This is a genomic window from Streptomyces nitrosporeus, assembly GCF_008704555.1.
In the GTDB taxonomy this organism is placed as follows: Bacteria; Actinomycetota; Actinomycetes; order Streptomycetales; family Streptomycetaceae; genus Streptomyces; species Streptomyces nitrosporeus.
In genome coordinates this window covers 6,090,196-6,109,675 of the sequence record NZ_CP023702.1, presented here as the reverse complement: position 1 = coordinate 6,109,675, position 19,480 = coordinate 6,090,196, and the positions used below count along the sequence as shown (strand labels likewise).

15 protein-coding genes and 3 pseudogenes are annotated in these 19,480 nt (G+C 71.6%); 9 read left to right on the top strand and 9 right to left on the bottom strand.

Annotated elements, in window-relative coordinates; all coding sequences use genetic code 11:
• Positions 1-32: 32 nt before the first annotated feature.
• Complete coding sequence (locus CP967_RS26975; RefSeq protein ID WP_150490457.1) at positions 33-755, bottom strand: ZIP family metal transporter; 723 nt, start codon at positions 753-755, stop codon at positions 33-35.
• Between the two features lie 221 nt (positions 756-976).
• Here CP967_RS26975 and cobC point away from each other — a divergent pair, with 221 nt between their 5' ends.
• Positions 977-2,488, top strand: coding sequence for an Rv2231c family histidinol phosphate aminotransferase CobC (gene cobC, locus CP967_RS26970; RefSeq protein WP_150490456.1), 1,512 nt, complete (start codon positions 977-979; stop codon positions 2,486-2,488).
• 264 nt (positions 2,489-2,752) lie between these two features.
• Here the strand turns inward: cobC and CP967_RS26965 are convergent, their stop codons facing one another.
• Together CP967_RS26965 and CP967_RS26960 are read right to left on the bottom strand one after the other, a co-directional pair.
• Positions 2,753-3,832, bottom strand: a complete 1,080-nt coding sequence (locus CP967_RS26965; protein WP_150490455.1) for an SCO1860 family LAETG-anchored protein — start codon at positions 3,830-3,832, stop codon at positions 2,753-2,755.
• A gap of 328 nt (positions 3,833-4,160) precedes the next feature.
• On the bottom strand, positions 4,161-5,261 hold the full coding sequence (locus CP967_RS26960) for an amidohydrolase family protein (RefSeq protein ID WP_150490454.1): 1,101 nt from the start codon (positions 5,259-5,261) through the stop codon (positions 4,161-4,163).
• Between the two features lie 118 nt (positions 5,262-5,379).
• On the opposite strand from CP967_RS26960, the gene CP967_RS26955 reads away from it, so the two are divergent.
• The 5 genes from CP967_RS26955 to thpD all read left to right on the top strand — a co-directional run bounded on the left by CP967_RS26955 (position 5,380) and on the right by thpD (position 10,295).
• Positions 5,380-6,486, top strand: a complete 1,107-nt coding sequence (locus CP967_RS26955; RefSeq protein WP_150490453.1) for a pyridoxal-phosphate-dependent aminotransferase family protein — start codon at positions 5,380-5,382, stop codon at positions 6,484-6,486.
• A gap of 360 nt (positions 6,487-6,846) precedes the next feature.
• Positions 6,847-7,374 (top strand): diaminobutyrate acetyltransferase, encoded by a 528-nt coding sequence (gene ectA, locus CP967_RS26950; protein WP_268253016.1) that lies wholly within the window; start codon positions 6,847-6,849, stop codon positions 7,372-7,374.
• Between the two features lie 156 nt (positions 7,375-7,530).
• A complete protein-coding gene (gene ectB, locus CP967_RS26945; RefSeq protein WP_150490452.1) occupies positions 7,531-8,793 on the top strand; it encodes a diaminobutyrate--2-oxoglutarate transaminase in 1,263 nt (420 codons plus the stop codon).
• Positions 8,794-8,996: 203 nt separating this feature from the next.
• Positions 8,997-9,395, top strand: a complete 399-nt coding sequence (locus tag CP967_RS26940) for an ectoine synthase (protein WP_150490451.1) — start codon at positions 8,997-8,999, stop codon at positions 9,393-9,395.
• 3 nt (positions 9,396-9,398) lie between these two features.
• Positions 9,399-10,295 (top strand): ectoine hydroxylase, encoded by an 897-nt coding sequence (gene thpD, locus CP967_RS26935; RefSeq protein WP_150490450.1) that lies wholly within the window; start codon positions 9,399-9,401, stop codon positions 10,293-10,295.
• A 151-nt stretch (positions 10,296-10,446) separates the two neighbouring features.
• On the opposite strand, the gene CP967_RS26930 is transcribed toward thpD, so the two are convergent.
• The gene (locus CP967_RS26930; RefSeq protein WP_150490449.1) at positions 10,447-11,280 is read right to left on the bottom strand and encodes an NAD(P)H-binding protein; all 834 of its coding nucleotides are present in this window, start codon (positions 11,278-11,280) and stop codon (positions 10,447-10,449) included.
• A gap of 155 nt (positions 11,281-11,435) precedes the next feature.
• Between CP967_RS26930 and CP967_RS26925 the strand changes: the two genes are divergently transcribed.
• Positions 11,436-12,449, top strand: coding sequence for a VOC family protein (locus CP967_RS26925; RefSeq protein WP_150490448.1), 1,014 nt, complete (start codon positions 11,436-11,438; stop codon positions 12,447-12,449).
• Between the two features lie 67 nt (positions 12,450-12,516).
• Here CP967_RS26925 and CP967_RS26920 read toward each other — a convergent pair whose 3' ends face one another.
• The 3 genes from CP967_RS26920 to CP967_RS26910 form a co-directional block, all read right to left on the bottom strand.
• On the bottom strand, positions 12,517-14,562 hold the full coding sequence (locus CP967_RS26920) for a beta-galactosidase (protein ID WP_150490447.1): 2,046 nt from the start codon (positions 14,560-14,562) through the stop codon (positions 12,517-12,519).
• Positions 14,563-14,732: 170 nt separating this feature from the next.
• Positions 14,733-15,095: a recombinase family protein gene (locus CP967_RS26915; RefSeq protein WP_229888306.1), complete on the bottom strand. Its 363-nt coding sequence runs from the start codon at positions 15,093-15,095 to the stop codon at positions 14,733-14,735.
• Positions 15,096-15,548: 453 nt separating this feature from the next.
• Positions 15,549-16,427: a 4Fe-4S domain-containing protein gene (locus tag CP967_RS26910; RefSeq protein ID WP_150490446.1), complete on the bottom strand. Its 879-nt coding sequence runs from the start codon at positions 16,425-16,427 to the stop codon at positions 15,549-15,551.
• A gap of 120 nt (positions 16,428-16,547) precedes the next feature.
• Here CP967_RS26910 and CP967_RS26905 point away from each other — a divergent pair, with 120 nt between their 5' ends.
• A complete protein-coding gene (locus CP967_RS26905; RefSeq protein ID WP_150490445.1) occupies positions 16,548-17,150 on the top strand; it encodes a TetR/AcrR family transcriptional regulator in 603 nt (200 codons plus the stop codon).
• A gap of 77 nt (positions 17,151-17,227) precedes the next feature.
• Here CP967_RS26905 and CP967_RS26900 read toward each other — a convergent pair.
• Both CP967_RS26900 and CP967_RS26895 read right to left on the bottom strand, forming a co-directional pair.
• A pseudogene (locus CP967_RS26900) lies at positions 17,228-18,090 on the bottom strand (IS5 family transposase).
• 81 nt (positions 18,091-18,171) lie between these two features.
• A pseudogene (locus CP967_RS26895) lies at positions 18,172-18,651 on the bottom strand (Tn3 family transposase); the annotation flags it as partial.
• 386 nt (positions 18,652-19,037) lie between these two features.
• Here CP967_RS26895 and CP967_RS35485 point away from each other — a divergent pair.
• Positions 19,038-19,451, top strand: a pseudogene (locus CP967_RS35485) (carbohydrate ABC transporter permease); the annotation flags it as partial.
• Positions 19,452-19,480: the final 29 nt, after the last annotated feature.

Sequence of the window (19,480 nt, the reverse complement as noted above, 5' to 3'; positions counted from 1 at the left end):
CTCGTCCTCTCCCCCGGTTCGCGCCGGGACGCTCATTCCGCGATGCCGACGACCAGCCAGATGAAGCCCACTCCGCCCACGGTGCACAGGAGGGTGGAGCGGGCCGGGTGGTCGTGGTGGGCCTCGGGCAGGATCTCGGCGGCGGCGAGGTAGAGGAGCGCTCCGCCGAAGAAACCGATGTAGCAGCCGAGCAGTTGCTCCGGAAGGGTGAACAGCACCGTGCTCGCCGCTCCCACGATCGGTGCGAGGGCGTCGGCGAACAGCATCAGGAACGCCTTGCGGCGCGCGTTCCCGTAGAGGCTGGTGATCGTGTAGGTGTTGAAGCCGTCGGCGAAGTCGTGGGTGATGACGGCGAGTGCGACGGCGGCCCCCATGCCTCCGCCGATCTGGAAGGCGGCTCCGAGCGCGACGCCGTCCATCAGGCTGTGGCCCACCATCGCGGCTGCCGCCGTCATCCCGACCTGCGGCACCCGTTCCTCGCTCGCACCGTGTGCCGCCTGGCGTACGGCGAGGGACCGCTCCACGAGATGGGCCGTCAGGAAGCCGCCCACGAAGAGCAGGAGGGCGGCGGGGACACCGAAGATCTCGTTCCCGGCCGCCTCCAGCGCCTCGGGCAGCAGGTCGAGGCCGACGACGCCCAGCATCAGCCCGCCCGCGAACCCGAGGACGAGGTGCCTGCGGTCGGTGACGCGTTGCGCGACCCAGCCGCCCGCCAGGGTCATCAGGAACGCGCCGAGCGCGACGAATACCGCCATGGGCCCTTGCTAGCCGATGCACCCCGCTTCCCGCATGTCAGGCGGCCCTTACCCGGGCGCCGCGGCCGGGCCCGCGTTCGGGCGGGTGTTCGCCCTCCGTCCCGTTCCGTTTCCGGCGCCCCGCTCGTTCCGCTGTCCCGTTTGTCCCGTTTGTCCCGCTGTCCCGCTGTTCCGTTGTCCCGTTGTCCCGCTGCTGCGCCGTGCTGGAAGGAGGTGTCCCGGTGGCCCGTGACGTGCTCGTCGTCGGTGTCGGTGCCCGGCGTGGCGCAACCGCCGGCGAGGTGGTGGGGCTGGTTCTGGACGTGCTGGGGGCGGCCGGGCTGCGGGTGGCGGACGTGTCCGCGCTGGCGACGCTCGATGTGCGGGCGGAGGAACCGGGGATCGCCGGTGCCGCGGAGCGGCTGGGGGTGCCGGTGCGGCCGTATTCCGCCGGGACGCTGGCACGGGTGCGCGTACCGAACCCTTCCGCCGCCCTGCGGGCCCTGGTGGCGACCGGGTCGGTCGCGGAGGCTGCCGCGCTGGCGGGCGGCGGTGAACTGCTGGTCCCCAAGCGGAAGTCGGCGTCGGTGACGTGTGCGGTGGCCCGCCGGGTTCCGTTCAGCGGCACCCCGGCGTCGACGGATCGCGCCGCGCCGTTCACCATGGCTGCCATGCTCCCCCCCACGAAGCAACCCGACAGCGCAGGGCCCGACCTGCGGCACCACGGCGACGCCGAAGTGCGCGGCCTGGACCTGACCGATCTCGCCGTGAACGTACGTACCGGCACCCCGCCCGGCTGGCTGCGGGACCGGATAGCCGGTTCGCTGGGCTCGCTGGCCGCTTACCCCGACGGCCGCCCGGCGCGGGCCGCCGTCGCCGCGCGGCACGGGCTGCCCGAGGAGCGTGTCCTGCTGACGGCGGGCGCGGCCGAGGCGTTCGTCCTGGTCGCACGGGCCCTGCCGGCCCGGCGGCCGTACGTCGTGCATCCGCAGTTCACCGAACCGGAGGCCGCCCTGCGTGCGGCCGGGCACGAGGTGGGGCGGGTGCTGCTGCGTCCCGAGGAGGGTTTCCGGCTGGATCCGGCGGCCGTGCCCGAGGAGGCGGACCTGGTGGTGGTCGGCAACCCGACCAACCCGACGTCCGTGCTCCATCCCGCGGACACGCTGGAGCGGCTGGCGCGGCCCGGGCGGACGCTGGTGGTCGACGAGGCGTTCATGGACGCCGTGCCCGGTGAACGCGAGGCGCTGTGCGGGCGTACGGACGTCCCGGGGCTGGTGGTGCTGCGCAGCCTCACCAAGACCTGGGGGCTGGCCGGGCTGCGGATCGGCTATGTGCTGGCCGATCCCGCGGTGGTGGCCGCCCTGCAGGAGGCCCAGCCGCTGTGGCCGGTGTCCTCGCCGGCGCTGGCGGCGGCCGAGGCGTGCGTGGAGCCGCGGGCGCTGGCCGAGGCGGCGGACGCGGCGGACCGGATCGCGGTGGACCGGGCGCATCTGCTGGCCGGGCTCGCGGAGTTCAGCGAGGTACGGGTGGCGGAGCCGGCCGCCGGGCCGTTCGTCCTGATCCGGCTGGAGCGGGCGGGTGAGGTACGGGAACGGCTGCGGGCGCTCGGATTCGCGGCCCGGCGCGGTGACACGTTCCCGGGGCTCGGCGCGGAGTGGCTGCGGCTGGCGGTGAGGGACCGGGCGACGACCAACCGTTTCCTGCAGGCACTGGACCTGGCCCTGCAGGGGCTGCCCCGGCAGCCGCGGACCTGAGAGCTCTGTGCCAGGAGGGCGCCGGGCCGGGAGGCGCCGGGCCGGAAGGCGCCGGGCCGGAAGGCGCCGGGCCGGTGCGTGCCCTCGCGGGGCCGCCGGCCCCGCGAGCCGGGCGGCCCCCGCGTCCGGGTGCCGGACCGGACGCGAGGGCTGCCGGGGAGGGCGGTGCTCCCGTCAGTGGGCACCGCCCTCCCCGGCCCCTGCCACCGCCTAGGGGCCTGCCCTGCCCCTCGGCGCCGTCCGGGCTTCTCGCGGGGGCCCCGGTCAGTTCCGGGCGCGCCTGCGGGCGAGGGCCGTGGCACCCGCGCCGGCGGCGAGCAGAACCGCCGCGCCGCCCGCGATGTACGGGGTCGAGGAGCTGGAGCCCGTCTCGGCGAGGTCCCCGGTCCCGGGCGCCGCGGTGTCGTCGGTGCCGGTCTGGGGCTTCACCTCGCCGCCGTCGTCACCGCCGGCGGCCGTACCGGAGGAGCTTCCGCCGGCCGTGGCTCCGCCGTCGGAGGCGCCCCCGTCGCCGCCGGTGGCACCACCGGACGTGCCGGACGTGCCGGAGCTCGAACCGCCGTTCCCGGAGCCTCCGTTGCCCGAGCCGCCGTTCTCGTGACCGCCGTTGTCCGGGCCGCCGCCCTTCGGGGTCCGGCAGGTGGCCTCGGCCAGGGTGATCTCGCCCTCCACCTCGGCGACGTTGAGGGCGAGCGGGTCCACGGCGATCTTCAGCTGGAGCGCGGTCGCGGCGGCGGTGTCCGTCGTGGTGCCGGTCTTCGACAGGTCGAGGGTGACCGAGCCGACGCCCGGCACCTCGATGCGGGTCGTACCGCCCGAGGAGAGTGTGGTCCTCTTCCCGAGCACCGAGACGTGCCCGAGCACGTTCGACTCCGCGACCGGCTTCCTCCCCGTCTCGCACAGTGCCCTGGAGGTGACCTTCTCGACCTCGATCAGGGACAGGAGGGGCAGTCCGGGCACGTGCAGCCGGGCCTTGACCAGGTTGGTGTAGCCCTCGGCCCTGTGTTCGTCCGCGGTGGCGTGCGCCGTGGCGACGTCGGCGCGCAGCACCTTCACCGGCTCGCCCCGCTCCACCCCGTCGAGTTCCACGCTGAGCGCGGTCCTCTTCCCGGTCTCGGGGGCCCGCACCTCGTTGAGGGTGGCGGTGAGCGGCAGATGGACCGCCCTGTCGAGGAGCTTCACGTCGAGTCCGGTACGCAGGACGACGGCGCCCGCCTTTCCGTCGCCGCCGCCCGGGGTGGCGGGGACCGTCGTGGTGGCCGCCTGGGCGGGGACGGCCGCCAGCAGGGCGACGGGTGCGGCGGCGACCGCCAGGGCGGCCAGGCGGAAGGTGTTGCTGTTCAAGGTGGTGGAACCCCCACAAGTGAGCATGGAGCCACCGGTGCCGTCCAAGGGGGGACATCGCGGGCACCGGTGGCCTCGACTCCGTGAATCTTTACGCACAGAGGGTGAACTGGCAGACACCTGACGTCACTTCACCCCAAAGGGGGGTTTCCGGGCGTACATTCGAATCTTTCGGCACGGGAGTTCGCTGAAGCCACCCGTTTCACCGAACGGCGGCCGTCCTGCGGCCGAGTGGCGCGCCCGCACACAGAAGAGATTCAACGAGCGGGGCGGCCGGAAGTCACTGTCGGTCAACACCACCGGCGTTTCCACCGGCGCCCCGCCCCGGTCAGCCGATCACCCGTCCGTTCAGCACCACCCGCCGGGGCCCGGCCAGGACGCGTACGTCGGCCCGGGGGTCCTCGTCGTACAGGACCAGGTCGGCCGGCGCCCCCTCCTCCAGGACCGGCCGTCCCAGCCAGCGCCGGGCGCCCCAGGTGGTCGCGGAGAGGGCTTCCAGGGGCGGGATGCCGGCCTTGACCAGTTCGGCGACCTCGGCGGCCACCAGGCCGTGGGCCAGCGAACCGCCCGCGTCGGTGCCGACGTACACCTCGATGCCCGCGTCGTACGCCGCGCGCACCGTGTCGTAGCGGCGCGCGTGGAGCCGCCGCATGTGGGCGGACCAGCGGGGGAACTTGGCCTCGCCGTCTGCCGCGAGACCGGGGAAGGTCGCGATGTTGACCAGGGTCGGGACGATCGCCACACCGCGTTCGGCGAAGAGCGGGACGGTGTCCTCGGTGAGGCCGGTCGCGTGCTCGACGCAGTCGATCCCGGCCTCGGCCAGGTCGCGCAGCGAGTCCTCGGCGAAGCAGTGCGCGGTGACCCGGGCGCCCAGCCGGTGGGCCTCGGCGATGGCCGCCTCGACCTCGCCGCGCGGCCAGCAGGCGGTCAGGTCGCCGGCGTCGCGGTCGATCCAGTCACCGACCAGTTTGACCCAGCCGTCGCCGCGCCGCGCCTCCCGCGCGACGTGGGCGACCAGGTCGCCCGGTTCGATCTCATGGGCGTAGTTGCGGATGTACCGGCGGGTCCTGGCGATGTGCCGGCCCGCTCTGATGATCTTGGGGAGGTCCTCCCGGTCGTCGATCCACCGGGTGTCCGAGGGCGATCCGGCGTCCCGGACGAGCAGGGCTCCGGCATCGCGGTCGGTGAGCGCCTGCGCTTCGGCGGTCGCGGCGTCCACCGGGCCGTGCTTGTCGAGGCCGACGTGGCAGTGGGCGTCGACGAGGCCGGGCAGCGCCCAGCCGGTGAGGGTGAGTGCGTCGTCGGCGCCGGGCGGCCGTTCGTGGGTGATCCGGCCGCCGACGGCCCAGACCTCGTCCCTGACGTCGTCGGGGCCCAGCAGCACCCGCCCCGTGATCCTCAGTGTCCGCGCCGGCTCGTGATCGCTCATGTGTGCACTGTACGAGGCACACCGTCCGGGCCCGCGGGGCGTGCTCGGTACCCTCGAACGCGCAAGCGCTGATCGCGGAACGACACAGCGGAACGACAGATTCGAAGAGAGCACTCCCGTGACGCACCCCTTCCTCGACCTCCCACCGCTCACCGCCGCACGGTTCGCTGCGATCGAGCGCCGGGTGGCCGGCCTCCTCGCCACCGAGCAGGACGTCGTGATCACCCAAGGCGAGGCGCTGCTGCCCCTGGAGGGCTGCATCCGGGGCGGCGCCCGCCCCGGTTCGACCGCCCTGAACGTCGTGACCGGCCCCTACGGCCAGACCTTCGGGAACTGGCTGCGGGACTGCGGCGCGGAGGTCGTCGATCTCGCGGTGCCCTTCCACACCGCGGTCACCGCCGCGCAGGTGGAGGAGGCGCTGGCCGCACACCCGGAGATCGATTTCGTGTCACTGGTGCACGCCGAGGCGGCGACCGGCAACACCAACCCGGTCGCGGAGATCGGCGAGGTGGTCCGCGCCCACGGCGCGCTGTTCATGCTGGACGCCGTCGCGTCGGTGGGGGCCGAGCCCCTGCTGCCGGACGCGTGGGGCGTGGACCTGTGCGTGATCGGCGCGCAGAAGGCGATGGGCGGGCCGGCCGGGGTGTCGGCGGTGTCGGTGAGCGCGCGGGCGTGGGAGCGGATGGAGTCCAACCCGCGGGCGCCCCGCCGTTCCTACCTCTCCCTGCTGGACTGGAAGGCCCGCTGGATCGACCCGGGCCGCACCGCGCTCCCGCACGCCCCGGCCCAGCTGGAGATGCTGGCACTGGAGGCGTGTGTGGAGCGGATCGAGGCGGAGGGCCTGGACACGCTGACGGCCCGTCACGCCGCTGCCGCCGCCGCCACGCGGGCGGGCGCCCTGGCGCTGGGCTGCGGTCTCGGGCCGTACGTCCACGACGCCCGGGACGCCGCGCCGGTGGCCACGACGCTGCGTACGCCGGCCGGGGTCGACGCCTCCGCCCTGGTGGCGCGGGCGCTCGCGGCCGACCCCTCGCTGCCGCTGATCGCGGGCGGCGGGGCGCTCTCCTCGGAGATGATCCGCGTCAACCACTACGGCGTGGACGCGACGCGGGGGGCCGTGCTCTCCTCGCTGTCCGCCCTCGGCTCGGCACTGGCGGACACCGGCCGTCCGGCCGATCTGGATGCTGCCCGCAAGGCCGTCTCCGAAACCTGGCCGGGCGGCTGACCCGAAGGGCACGGAGGTCTCCGGGCGCCCTCTCCGGACCTCTGCGCACACATTATCGGCAAATGCGGGGAGCTGCTTTTCCAAGCAGCTCCCCGCATTCTTTTGCCCCCGATTCCCGAACCTAAACTCCGCTCTTTCGGGGGCGCTCGAATCACTCGATCCGAGCGCGTGTCAGGAGAGTTACAACCCTGTGACCAACTCCACACAGCTGGGCGTTATGTCGGAAAAATCCATGCCAAATCGCGGGAAATCTTCACGCGAATCGGCTCGTCTCACGCCCGCGTGATAACACAGGAGCCGCTTCCGCCCAACCCTTTGCGCCGATGCAATTTCGATTTTTGCTGGGTAAATTCAATTCCCATGACCGCCGCACCAGCAGATATTGCCCGTGCCCGAACCGAATTCCTGACGATCGACACCCCGCGAGTGGAGGACGGAGCCGCGATCTGGCGTATCGCCCGCGATTCCGAGGTCCTGGACCTCAACTCCTCGTACAGCTACCTGCTGTGGTGCCGTGACTTCGCGGCGACCTCCGTGGTCGCCCGCGACGAGAAGGGCGAGCCCGTCGCCTTCGTGACGGGCTACTTCCGGCCCGACCGTCCCGGGACCCTTGTCGTCTGGCAGGTGGCCGTGGACCACGCGCACCGCGGGAGGGGGCTGGCCGCCGAGCTGCTGGACGCGCTGACCTCCCGTGTCGCCGCCGAGCGGGGCCTGGACGCGGTCGAGACGACCGTGACCCCGGACAACACGGCCTCCGACCGGCTGTTCACCTCCTACGCGCAGCGCCACGACGTGCCGCTGGAGCGTGAGGTCCTCTTCGACGGCGGGCTGTTCCCCGAGGGGACGCACCTGCCGGAAGTCCTGTACCGCATCGGACCGTTCGCGTAGGTCCCGGCCGCCCGGAAGTACACCCCCTCCGGCCTACCGGGCCGTGTACGACGTGTCCGTGACCGCCCCTTCCGGCGGACGTACGCCTCGTCCGGAGCGCCCGGCGCCCGCCTCACCCGCCACCCGTCACACCCCTCGTCGAGCAGGAGATCCGCTGTGACCATCACCCCGCCCGCCCTGAGTGTCTTCGAGAGCCTGGAGTCGGAGGTACGGAGCTACTGCCGCGGCTGGCCCGCGGTCTTCGACCGTGCGCAGGGCGCCCGGCTCACGGACGAGGACGGCCACTCGTACCTCGACTTCTTCGCCGGTGCCGGATCACTCAACTACGGGCACAACAACCCGGTGCTGAAACGCGCGTTGCTCGACTACATCGAGCGTGACGGCATCACCCACGGCCTGGACATGGCCACGACGGCCAAGCGGGCGTTCCTGGAGACGTTCGAGAACGTGATCCTGCGTCCGCGCGACCTGCCGTACAAGGTGATGTTCCCCGGCCCGACCGGCACCAACGCCGTGGAGTCGGCGCTGAAGCTGGCCCGCAAGGTCAAGGGCCGTGAGTCCGTCGTCTCCTTCACCAACGCCTTCCACGGCATGTCGCTGGGGTCGCTCGCGGTGACCGGCAACGCGTTCAAGCGGGCCGGTGCGGGCATCCCGCTGGTGCACGGCACCCCGATGCCCTTCGACAACTACTTCGACGGCACGGTCCCGGACTTCCTGTGGTTCGAGCGGCTCCTGGAGGACCAGGGTTCCGGGCTGAACAAGCCGGCCGCGGTGATCGTGGAGACCGTGCAGGGCGAGGGCGGCATCAACGTGGCCCGCGCCGAGTGGCTCCGCGCGCTCCAGGACCTGTGCCACCGCCAGGACATGCTGCTGATCGTCGACGACATCCAGATGGGCTGCGGCCGTACGGGCGGGTTCTTCTCCTTCGAGGAGGCCGGCATCGTCCCGGACATCGTCACGCTGTCGAAGTCCATCAGCGGCTACGGCCTGCCGATGTCTCTCTGCCTCTTCAAGGGCGAGCTGGACATCTGGGAGCCGGGCGAGCACAACGGCACCTTCCGCGGCAACAACCCGGCCTTCGTGACCGCCGCCGCCGCCCTCGACGCCTACTGGGCGGACGGCCAGATGGAGAAGCAGACCCTGGCCCGCGGCGAGCAGGTGGAGCAGACCCTGCTGGCGATCTGCGGCGAGGAGGCCGAGGCGCAGTTCCGGGGCCGCGGTCTGGTCTGGGGCCTGGAGTTCACCGACCCCGCGCGGGCCTCCGCCGTCTGCGCCCGCGCCTTCGAGCTCGGTCTGCTGCTGGAGACCTCGGGCCCGCAGAGCGAGGTCGTGAAGCTGCTGCCGCCGCTGACCATCTCCCCCGAGGAGCTGGACGAGGGTCTGCGCACGCTGGCCCGGTCCGTCCGCGAGACCGCCTGACACCCGCCCTCACGGCGCGCACCGCACCGCCGGACGGCGCACACCGCCGCACGGCGGGGGCCGCCGCCCCTCGCCGCCGGCCCGCCGCCCCCGGCCGGTGGCACGGAGTGCGGCGCGCCGGGGCACCGAGACCGCCCGGCCGGGGAAGGCTCCCGGCACGGGCACCGAATGAGCAGTACCGAGCAGAAAGGCACCATCACACCGTGATCGTCCGTTCGTTCAGTGACATCGAGAACACCGACCGGCACATCAAGTCGGCCTCCGGTACGTGGGAGAGCAAGCGCATCGTGCTCGCCAAGGAGAAGGTGGGCTTCTCCCTGCACGAGACCGTGCTGTACGCCGGCACGGAGACGTCGATGTGGTACGCCAACCACATCGAGGCCGTGCTGTGCACCGAGGGTGAGGCCGAACTCACCAACGACGAGACCGGTGAGAAGCACTGGATCTCGCCGGGCACGATGTACCTGCTGGACGGGCACGAGCACCACACGCTGCGGCCGAAGACCGACTTCCGTTGCGTCTGCGTCTTCAACCCTCCGGTCACCGGGCGGGAGGACCACGACGAGAACGGTGTCTACCCGCTGCTGACCGAGGAGGGCTGAACCATGACCACCGCCGAAGCGCGAACCGACCTCTACCCCACGCGCGGCGCCGCCGAGATGACCACTCCCCGCCAGGACCCGGTCATCTGGTCCGCGCCGGGCGCGCCCGGGCCCATCGCCGCGAAGGACCTCCAGTCCTTCGAGCACGACGGCTTCCTCGCCATCGACCAGCTCATCACTCCGGACGAGGTGACGGGGTACGTCGCCGAACTGGACCGGCTGATCGCCGATCCGGCGGTCCGGGCCGACGAGCGTTCGATCATCGAGCCGAAGTCGCAGAGCGTACGGTCCGTCTTCGAGGTCCACCGGATCAGCGAGGTCTTCGCCCGGCTGGTCCGCGACGAGCGTGTGGTGGGCCGGGCCCGCCAGATCCTGGGCTCCGACGTCTACGTCCACCAGTCCCGGATCAACGTGAAGCCCGGCTTCGGGGCCTCCGGTTTCTACTGGCACTCGGACTTCGAGACGTGGCACGCCGAGGACGGGCTGCCGAACATGCGGACCGTGTCGGTCTCCATCGCGCTGACGGAGAACTTCGACACCAACGGCGGGCTGATGATCATGCCCGGTTCGCACAAGACGTTCCTGGGCTGTGCGGGCGAGACGCCGAAGGACAACTACAAGAAGTCCCTCCAGATGCAGGACGCCGGCACCCCGTCCGACGAGGCGCTGACGAAGATGGCCGACCGGCACGGCATCAGGCTCTTCACGGGCAAGGCGGGTTCGGCGACCTGGTTCGACTGCAACGCGATGCACGGCTCGGGGGACAACATCACCCCGTACGCGCGCAGCAACGTCTTCATCGTGTTCAACAGTGTCGAGAACACCGCCCAGGAGCCCTTCGCGGCTCCGATCCGCCGGCCCGAGTTCATCGGGGCGCGGGACTTCACCCCGGTGAGGTAGCGGCGTACGCCGGTCGGCAGGGGCGGGGCGCCTGGTGCGCCCCGCCCCCGCCGCGTGCCCGGGCGGCGCCGTCGTCCGCGGGGGCGGGCCGCCCTCCGGGGCCGGGACGGCCGGCCGCCGCGCGGGCCGTGCCGGGCCCGGGCCGGGCGGCTCAGCGGAAGTCGGCGGCGTTCTCCGCGGCCCACTGCCGAAACGTCCTGGCCCGTGCGCCGGTGATCCGGGCGACCGTGTCGCGGACGGCGAGCAGTTCGTCGTTGACGTCGCCGCCCATCAGGTCGAGCACCGCGTCAGCGGCTTCGCCGCCCATGAAGGCGGCCATCCGGCGGTGGGCCTCCTGACGGCCTGCCTCGGCGAACGGCACCTCCCGCCCCAGTACTTCCGCGATGGCCGCGGCCTGCTGCCGGGCCGTGATCCGCTCCGGGCCGGTCAGTTCGTACGTCCGCCCGTGATGGCCGGGCCCGGTCAGTGCCGCCCGGGCCACCGAGGCGATGTCCGCGGGGTGGACCGTGGGGAGGCCGGTGTCGGCGTAGGGTGCGCGGACCGTCCCCCGTTCCCGGATCGTCTCCGCCCACCACAGCGCGTTCGAGGCGAACTGCGTGGGCCGCAGGACCGTCCACGCCATGCCGCTGTCCCTGAGCAGCCGCTCGACGTCCGCGTTCTCGCGCGCGGGGCCCAGATGCGGATGGGTCCGGACGGTGATGGACGAGACCAGCACCACGTGCTCCACGCCCGCCTGCCGGGCGGTCCGGATGATCCCGGCGTCCTCGCCCACGCGTGACACGAGGAACAGCGACCGCACCCCCCTCAGCACGGGTTCCAGCGAGTCCGCGCGGGCGAGGTCGCCCTCGACGGCTTCGACCCCTTCGGGGAACCCGGCCCGTGCGGTGTCGCGGGTGAGTCCTCCCGTCGGCCCGGCGCCGGACGCCGACAGCTCCCGTACGAGGGCTCTTCCTATGTTTCCGGTGGCTCCGGTCACGAGGATCACGGGGTCTTCTCCTGTCGTCGGGCGGTAGCCGGTACACCGTGACGCTAGGACCTCGACCTTGCTTCAGGTCAAGGAGTCCTCCGGGGCGCCCCGGCCCGCTCGCGCGCGGACAATCCGCTGGACCGCGCCCGCGGCCGGAGGGAACAGTGGCCTCCATGACGTCTCTCGTGCAGCACATCACCATCGACTGCTCCGACCCCTACCGGCTGGCCCTCTTCTGGGCCGGGGTGCTCGGCTCCTCCGTGTCCGGGGAGGACGCGCCCGGTGATCCCGAGGCACTCGTGGAGGCGCCGGGGGCCGCGCTGCTGTTCGTCATGGTGCCCGAGCCCAGGCACGGCAAGAACCGGGTCCATCTGGACCTACGGCCCGAGGACCGCACCCGGGACGCGGAGGTGGAGCGGCTGCTGGAGCTCGGCGCGGCCCTGGTCGCCGATCACCGCAAGCCGAACGGGCGGGGCTGGGTGACCCTGGCGGATCCGGAGGGCAACGAGTTCTGCGTGGAGTGCGGGACGGCCGAGCGGGCCCTGCTGACCGGGGCACGGCTGCCGGTGACCGCCGATGACGTGGACCTCGCGGTGCGGCTCGTGGTGGACACGTTCGCGGCCGCCGCCGGCCGGGACTGGCGGGTACCGGCCGGCGGGCTGGCGTGGGACTGCTGGGAGACCGCCGAGCACCTGGGCGACGACCTGTTCGCGTACGCCGTGCAACTCGGCCCGCGCAGGCCCCCGCAGGACCGTGAGGTGGCGTTCAGGTACGCGCCGGACCGTGAGGGCGGGCCGGCGAACTCGGTCTTCGCCGACCCGTCCGCCGGGGTCGCGGGGCTGCTGGAGACCGTGGAGGCGAGCGGTGCCCTGCTCGCGGCGATGGTGCGCACGGCCTCACCGGACCTGCGCGCGCACCACGTGTTCGGGGTGTCGGACCCCGAGGGGTTCGCGGCGATGGGGGTGGTGGAGACGCTGGTGCACGCGTACGACATCGCCCGGGGGCTGGGGCTGGAGTGGGCGCCGCCCGGGGATCTGTGCGGCCGGGTGCTGGCCCGGCTCTTCCCGGACGCCCCGGACGACGCGGACCGGTGGACCGTGCTGCTGTGGTCCACCGGCCGTGCGGACCTGCCGGGCCGGGAGCGGCTCACCACGTGGAGGTGGTACGGCGCCCCGCCGACGGGCTGAAGGTACTGCGGGCGGGGGCCGCGGCCTCTCACCTCCGGGGGCGGCCCCGTGTGCGCGGTCCGGCGGCTCAGCCGTCGAGGCGTACGACGCGGACGGCACCGGCCGGGACGGTGCACTCCTTCCCGGCCCGCTCACCGGTGAGGAGTTCGGTGCCGGGGGTCTCCAGCGGTACCTCCGCCGCGGTGCCGGTGTGGTTGATCAGGAAGAGGTAGCTGCCGCTCTCCCCGGTACGGCGTACGGCCTCGACGTCGCGGGCGAGCGAGGTGCGCGGTGCGATCCGGGCGTCGGCCAGGGCGCGGTCCAGCACGGCGTCCAGGTCCGGGCCGCTCAGCCGGGTGGAGATGTACCAGGCCGTGCCCTCGCCCAGCCGGTTGCGGGTGATCGCGGGGCGGCCGGCGGGGACGCCGTCGGCGTACGACCAGCAGGTCTCGGCACCGCGCGGGACGATCACGTCCGACCAGACGTCCCCGGTGAGTCCGGGGCCCTGGGGGGCGCCTTCGGGGGTCGTCAGACGGACCGTGCCGCCGGCGAGGAGCGGGGAGAACTCCTCGACCGTCAGGCCCAGGACGTCGCGCAGGGCGCCGGGGTAGGGGCCGGGGTGCACGGCGTCGTCGGCGTCGACGATGCCGGAGAAGTACGAGACGACGAGGGTGCCGCCCCGCTCGACGTAGCGGCGCAGGTTGCGGCCGGTCTCCTCGGTGGCGAGGTAGAGAGCGGGGACGACGACCAGGGGGTAGGCGGACAGGTCGGCGTCGGGGTGGGCGAAGTCGACGGTGAGGTGGTGGTCGTAGAGCGAGGCGTAGAAGGTGTCGGCGCGTTCGCGGGCGTCGTGGTCCTCGCTGGGGCGCCAGTCCAGGGACTGCGCCCACCAGGACTGCCAGTCCCAGAGCATGGCGACGTCGGCGACGGTCCGGGTGCCCCGGACGCCTTCGAGCAGGCCGAGGTCCGCGCCGAGCGCGCTGACCTCACGCCACACCCGGGAGTCGGTGCCGGCGTGGGGGACCATCGCGGAGTGGAACTTCTCGGCGCCGCGCCGGGACTGCCGCCACTGGAAGAACATGGCGCCCTCGGAGCCGCGGGCGATGTGGGCGAGGCTGTTGCGGGCCATCTCGCCGGGACGCTTGGCGGGGTTGCGGGGCTGCCAGTTGACGCCGCTGGTGGAGTGCTCCAGCAGGAGCCAGGGGGCGCCGCCGGCCACCGAGCGGGTGAGGTCGGCGGCCATGGCGAGGTTGACGTGGGTGCGGCGGCCGTCGGTGATGAGGTAGTGGTCGTTGGTGACGAGGTCGACCTCGCGGCCCCAGGCCCAGTAGTCGACGGACTCGCACTGGCTGAGCGCGGTCATGAAGTTGGTGGTGACGGGGATGCCGGGCGAGAGCCGGTGCAGGATGTCGCGTTCGGCGGTGAAGTTCTCGCGCATGGTGGCGTCGGCGAAGCGGGCGTAGTCCAGCTGCTGGGCCGGGTTGCCGACCGTGGGGGCGGTGCGGGGCGGTTCGATCTCGTCGAGGCTGCGGTAGCGCTGGCCCCAGAAGGCGGTCCCCCATGCCTCGTTGACGGCGTCGGCCGAGCCGTGGCGGGCGGTGAGCCAGCGGCGGAAGTGGGCGGCGCAGCTGTCGCAGTAGCAGGCGCTGACCGGGACCCCGTACTCGTTGTGGACGTGCCACATAGCGAGGGCCGGGTGGTTCGCGTAGCGGCGGGCCAGCTGTTCGGTGATGCCGGCGGCGGCCTCGCGGTAGGCGGTGGAGCTGTGGCAGATCGCGCCGCGCGCCCCGAAGGCGTACCGGACGCCGTCCTTGCCGACCGGGAGGGCCTCGGGGTGGGCGCGGTAGAACCAGGCCGGCGGTACGACGGTGGGGGTGCCGAGGTCGGCGCGGACGCCGTTGACGTGCAGGAGGTCCAGCAGGCGGTCGAGCCAGCCGAAGTCGTAGCGGCCCGGGTCGGGTTCCAGCAGTGCCCAGGAGAAGATCCCGACGCTGACCATGGTCACGCCCGCCTCCCGCATCAGGCGTGCGTCCTCGTGCCAGACCTCCTCGGGCCACTGCTCGGGGTTGTAGTCGCCGCCGAAGGCCAGTCTGCGCAGGCCGGCCGGTGCGGGAGCGGGTTCGGGGTGCGACATCGGCGTCTCCTGGCTCAGAGGGTGGCTCACTGGAATAAGTTCTGGGAACGTGCACACGCACACAGCGCCACCTGAGCAGCGCGGGAACAGCACGACAACCGCAGCAGCGCGGCGCCAAGGTCAACATAACCGCACAGCAACAACCATTGACAAGTGTCGGTTTCGTTTCTCTACTGTGAACGCTCACAGCGCTGGACCGGCCGTCGGCCGTCGCGCTCGCGGGCAGCGGCCAGTCCCTCGTCGGCGCCGATGACGATGGGTTCGTGGATGAACTCGGCCAGAGCCGCGGAGCCGTGGAAGACGAGCCGGCCGCCGGGGGTGGTGGTGTCCAGGTTCTCGTGCAGCGAGGTGAAGCCGATCCCGCGGGTGCGGAGTTCGGCGGCCATGTTGATGAGGTCCTGGAGGCTGCGGCCGTAGTGGTCGAGCGAGGGGACGACGGGGGCGTCGCCGGGGCCGAGGAATTCGTGACATGCCTTCAGCTCGGGGGGAGCATGTTCTTGCCGGACTTCTTGCCCGCGAAGATCTTCCGGCATCCGGCGGCGGTGAGTATGTCGAACTATCGCTCGAGTTCCTGCCTGCCGGTTGAGACCCGGGCGTATCCGGTCTTGATTTCGGTGCGGACGAGGGGTTCGGAGGCGAGGAGGCCCGGCTCGGCCGGTGCGGGAGGCGGCCCCGAACCTTGTCAGGAAACGGTGGTCCGGGGCTATTGGATGACCCCGGTTTCCCAGGGGGTTCTTGAAGACTCTGCGAGACCTGGCCGACACTGCGGGGTGATCTCCGGAAACGAAGGTCTCTTGAAGGTCGTCACGCGGATGGGGCCGTACCGATCGGCGTGGTGGCCCCAAGACGGCTTCAGCGGTGCCGCGCGCCTGCCGACCACCGACTCCGGCAGCGCCTGGCGACGCGGGAACCGTCCGACCGCCCGCACATCACGCTCCACTCGCACAGTCCGCGTCAGCGCCGCGGACCCGTGCGAGTGGAGCGTGCTACTCGTCCGCCAGGTCGCGCTGCAGGCGGGCGACCAGCGCCTGCAGCCGCCGACGCATGTCGCCCGGTTCGAGCGTCGGGCTCATCGTGCCGTGGGTGGGAACGACCCGTGCGAAATTGAAGCCGTCGAGCCGCTGGAGTGAGCCGACCTGGGCGGGCCAGGAGTACCAGCACACGGACGGCTCCGCGCCGAGGTCATGACGATAGGGGTCCCAGCCGAGCGAGTCGCCGGTGAACAGGGTGCCGTCGTCATTCAGGTACATAACGTGTCCCTCGGTGTGCCCGGGGGTGGGGATCGCCAGCACGCCGACGGCAACCTCGCAGGTCTCGACACCTCTCAGGATCCGGCCTGCGAATGGGGCGGCTTCAGCGTCGGCGGCATGGATGACCACTTGAGAGCCGAATGCATCGGCATAGCGCTCGGCGTCGCCGACGTCGTCGCGGTGCGTCAGCAAGATCGTCGTGATTCCACCGAGCGATTCCATCCAGGCGCAGAGCGACGGGGTGAAGCGCGGCGCGTCGACGAGGAGGTTGCCCTCGGCGCGCTGCACGAGGAAGGCGTTGCCGCCTGCGGTTCCGGGCGAGTTCGAGCCCGTCCGCCAGGTGCCGGGTGTGATCTCCAAGGGGTGGTGTCGCCGCCACGTCACGCCGGATTCGGTGCCGATCGACCGGGACGGGCACACCTCGGCGGCGAGCTGTGCCTGCAGGATCTCACCTTCGGTGGCCGGCTGGCGGGTCATGACGAAATGCTCGCCGTCGCTTGCCGGCCCGAACAGCGTCGGCGCGAGCGAGACCGAACCTCCGCAGCCGATACAGCGGTCGTCGACAAACCAGTCTCCGGCCACGTTCTCAGGGTGACGCCGGTCTCTGCGGGCCATCGCCGTTCCTCCTCCGGGCAAAGGTCACCTGGGGGACAAACGTATCACCTAATGGAACATCGATGTTCCATTAATGATCAGCAAAGTAACTTATTGGGGTTCGGTAGTACAGTGACCAGCATGAAGGAGCCTGGCCCCGAGGCCGCAGGAGCACGAACGCGCACTCGTACACGCCGCGCCATCCTCAGCGCGGCCGCCTCTGTGCTCGGCCGCGACTATCACGCCACGCTGGCGGATATCGCAGACGCCGCCGGTGTCGGCCGCACAACACTGCACCGCCACTTCTCCGACCGCACCGGGCTCATCAGCGCAGCCATCGAGGACTCCATCGCAGCGATCGATGAGTCGGTGGCCGGCGCGGCCATCGACCAGGGCTCCCCCATCGAGGCGATGCGCAGGCTGGTGACGGCGATGGTGGCGGTCGGCGAGCGGCTGGTATTCCTCTTCGGCGATCCACGCGTTCTGGAAGGCCACGGCGCAGCAAAGACACCGGAGCCTCTCGACGACCCGGTGCTCACTCTCATCAAGCGCGGGCAAGCCGAAGGCGCCTTCGACCCGGACGTCGCTCCCGCCTGGATCCAACGTGTGCTCTGGTCGCTGGTGTACACCGGGTACCAGGACGCCGAGGCATGTGGGCTGCCGAGGCACGGCATCGTCTCCACTGTCATCCGCACGCTCGAAAACGGTATCCATACGACGAATCCGGAATACCGTCAGGCATGAGCCGCGAGCTCAGCCATCCAACAGGTCAGAATGATGGGCGCCCCACGCCCGAAGAGGCCTAGGCAGTTTCGTTTGGATCATCGGGCGGACCAGAGGAAGATGCCCGCGACGTGGAGTCCGGCCAGGTAGATGGTGGCGGTTTTCTCGTAGCGGGTGGCGATGCCTCGCCACTGTTTGAGGCGGTTGATGCACCGCTCGACGGTGTTGCGCTGTTTGTAGGTCTCGCGGTCGAAGGCTGGTGGTCTGCCGCCTCGGCTGCCTCGGCGGAGCCGGTGGCGGCGTTGGTCTGCGGGGACGGGGATCACGGCCCGGATGCCGCGCTTGCGCAGGTGTTCGCGGATGGCGCGGGAGGAGTATGCCTTGTCGGCGAGGACCACGTCCGGCCTGGTGCGGGGTCGTCCTCGCCGACGGGGGACCCGCAGGCGGGCCATGACCTCGGGAAAGGCAGGTGCGTCACCGGCCTGTCCGGCGGTGAGGACGAACGCGAGGGGCCGGCAGCGGGCATCGGCGGCGAGGTGGATCTTCGTGGTCAGTCCGCCGCGGGAACGGCCGATGGCGTGGTCGCCGGGTTCGCCGGCCGGGGCCCCTTTTTACGGGCCCCGGCCGCGTGCTGGTGGGCCCGCACGATCGTGGAGTCGACCGAGACGGCCCAGCTGACGTCCTCGTCGGCGTCGGCCTGGGCCACCAGGGCGGTGAAGACCCGCTCCCAGGTACCGTCGACGGCCCACATCCGCAGCCGGTTGTAGACACCCCGCCAGTTGCCGTACTTCTCCGGCAGGTGCACCCACTGCGTACCGGTCTGGAACTTGTAGGCGATCGCGTCGATCACCTCACGATGGTCACGCCAGCGGCCACCCCGCTTCGGCGTCCGGTCCGGGAGCAACGGCTCGATCCGCGCCCACTGCGCGTCAGTCAACGGCACACCCGGACCAACGACCAACTGATCCAAACGAAATGGCCTAGAGCGGTCCGGCGGCGAGTCCAGGTGCAGTCCTCGTCAGCCTTCGTCGTCCGCGAAGGCATACAGGCTGTAGCGCGGGGGACCGCGCACGACCATCGCGCCGATCCCCGCGATCTGGTCATTGACGGCATTTAGCCAGGCCGGTCCCCGCTTGTATCCGTAATACTTGGGCGAGGGAGCAGCGTTGACGCTCTTGACGGGGACGACGAAACGCAGCCCGTCGGCAGAGGCAAGCAGCCCACCGCCCCATATCTGGGCCAGCCCGATACGGGACTGCGCGGTGATCAGCGCGGCGTTCGCCGCGGCGACAGTGTCCGCGCGCAGATAGTCCTGATCCACGTGGGACAGCCGTGAGCAAGTCAGCGCCTTGCGGGTGTTGGTGGTGTCGATGACCGGGGTCAGGCCGATGCTGCAGCCCACCGCCACCAGCAGTGCCGCCAGGGAGACGAGCAGCCCCTCCGTGCGGGTGGGCCGGTCGGACACGTGCTTGAAGGAGTCCAGAAAGCCGGTTCAGGAGTGGACCTCGAACAACAGGTCCGGCGCCAACTACGGTGACGCCCTGTCCGACTCCGAGCTGCTGCGCGGGGCGCCGCGCGTCCTCGGCCACGGGGTGATCACCGTCCCGGTGATGCTGGGCCTGGCCCTGCTGTTCGCCCTGCTCCTGGACACAGAGCGGGTCCGGCTGCGCGGCTTTTCCCGGCCGGCGATCTTCCTGCCGTACGCGATCCCGGGTGTCGTCGCCGCGCTGATGTGGGGCTTCCTCCATCTGCCGGACGTCAGCCCCTTCCTCTACCCGCTGGATGCCACCGAGCTGCCCGAGCCCGTCTTCTCGGCCGCCCCCGCCCTGCCCTCCGGCTTCCTGAAGGCGTCCAACTCCCGTACGAGCAGGGGGAATCCTGATGAGCGCTCCGCCCCTCCCGACCAAACTGCTGCCGGCGGTCCTCTCCCCGTACGGCGTGTACCTGGCCCGGATCTACGCGACGGCGGCCGTGCCCGCCGACGTGATCGAGGCGGGCCGGACGGACGGCGGCGGCGAGTGGCGGATCTTCCGCGCCATCGCGCTGCCGATGATGCTGCCGGGGCTGGTGACGGTGTTCCTGTTCCAGTTCGTGGCGGTGTGGAACAACTTCCTGCTTCCGTACATCATGCTCGGGGACGACGAGAAGTTCCCGGTCACCCTGGGGCTCTACACACTGCTCCAGCAGGGCTCGAACACCCCGGCGCTCTACACGCTGGTCATCACCGGGGCACTGCTGGCGATCATCCCGCTGATCGCGCTCTTCCTGGTGATCCAGCGGTTCTGGAGCCTGGACCTGCTCTCCGGCGCCGTAAAGTCCTGACAGCTCCTCACCAGGGCTCCTCCTGATGA

Bases quoted from the DNA above. Each gene is read 5' to 3' on its own strand.
- CP967_RS26975 (WP_150490457.1), bottom strand. From the start codon at position 755: ATGGCGGTATTCGTCGCGCTCGGCGCGTTCCTGATGACCCTGGCGGGC.
- CP967_RS26960 (WP_150490454.1), bottom strand. From the start codon at position 5,261: ATGAGCGATCACGAGCCGGCGCGGACACTGAGGATCACGGGGCGGGTG.
- ectA (WP_268253016.1), top strand. From the start codon at position 6,847: ATGACCGCCGCACCAGCAGATATTGCCCGTGCCCGAACCGAATTCCTG.
- thpD (WP_150490450.1), top strand. From the start codon at position 9,399: ATGACCACCGCCGAAGCGCGAACCGACCTCTACCCCACGCGCGGCGCC.
- CP967_RS26925 (WP_150490448.1), top strand. From the start codon at position 11,436: ATGACGTCTCTCGTGCAGCACATCACCATCGACTGCTCCGACCCCTAC.
- CP967_RS26920 (WP_150490447.1), bottom strand. From the start codon at position 14,562: ATGTCGCACCCCGAACCCGCTCCCGCACCGGCCGGCCTGCGCAGACTG.
- CP967_RS26915 (WP_229888306.1), bottom strand. From the start codon at position 15,095: ATGCCGGAAGATCTTCGCGGGCAAGAAGTCCGGCAAGAACATGCTCCC.
- CP967_RS26910 (WP_150490446.1), bottom strand. From the start codon at position 16,427: ATGGCCCGCAGAGACCGGCGTCACCCTGAGAACGTGGCCGGAGACTGG.
- CP967_RS26905 (WP_150490445.1), top strand. From the start codon at position 16,548: ATGAAGGAGCCTGGCCCCGAGGCCGCAGGAGCACGAACGCGCACTCGT.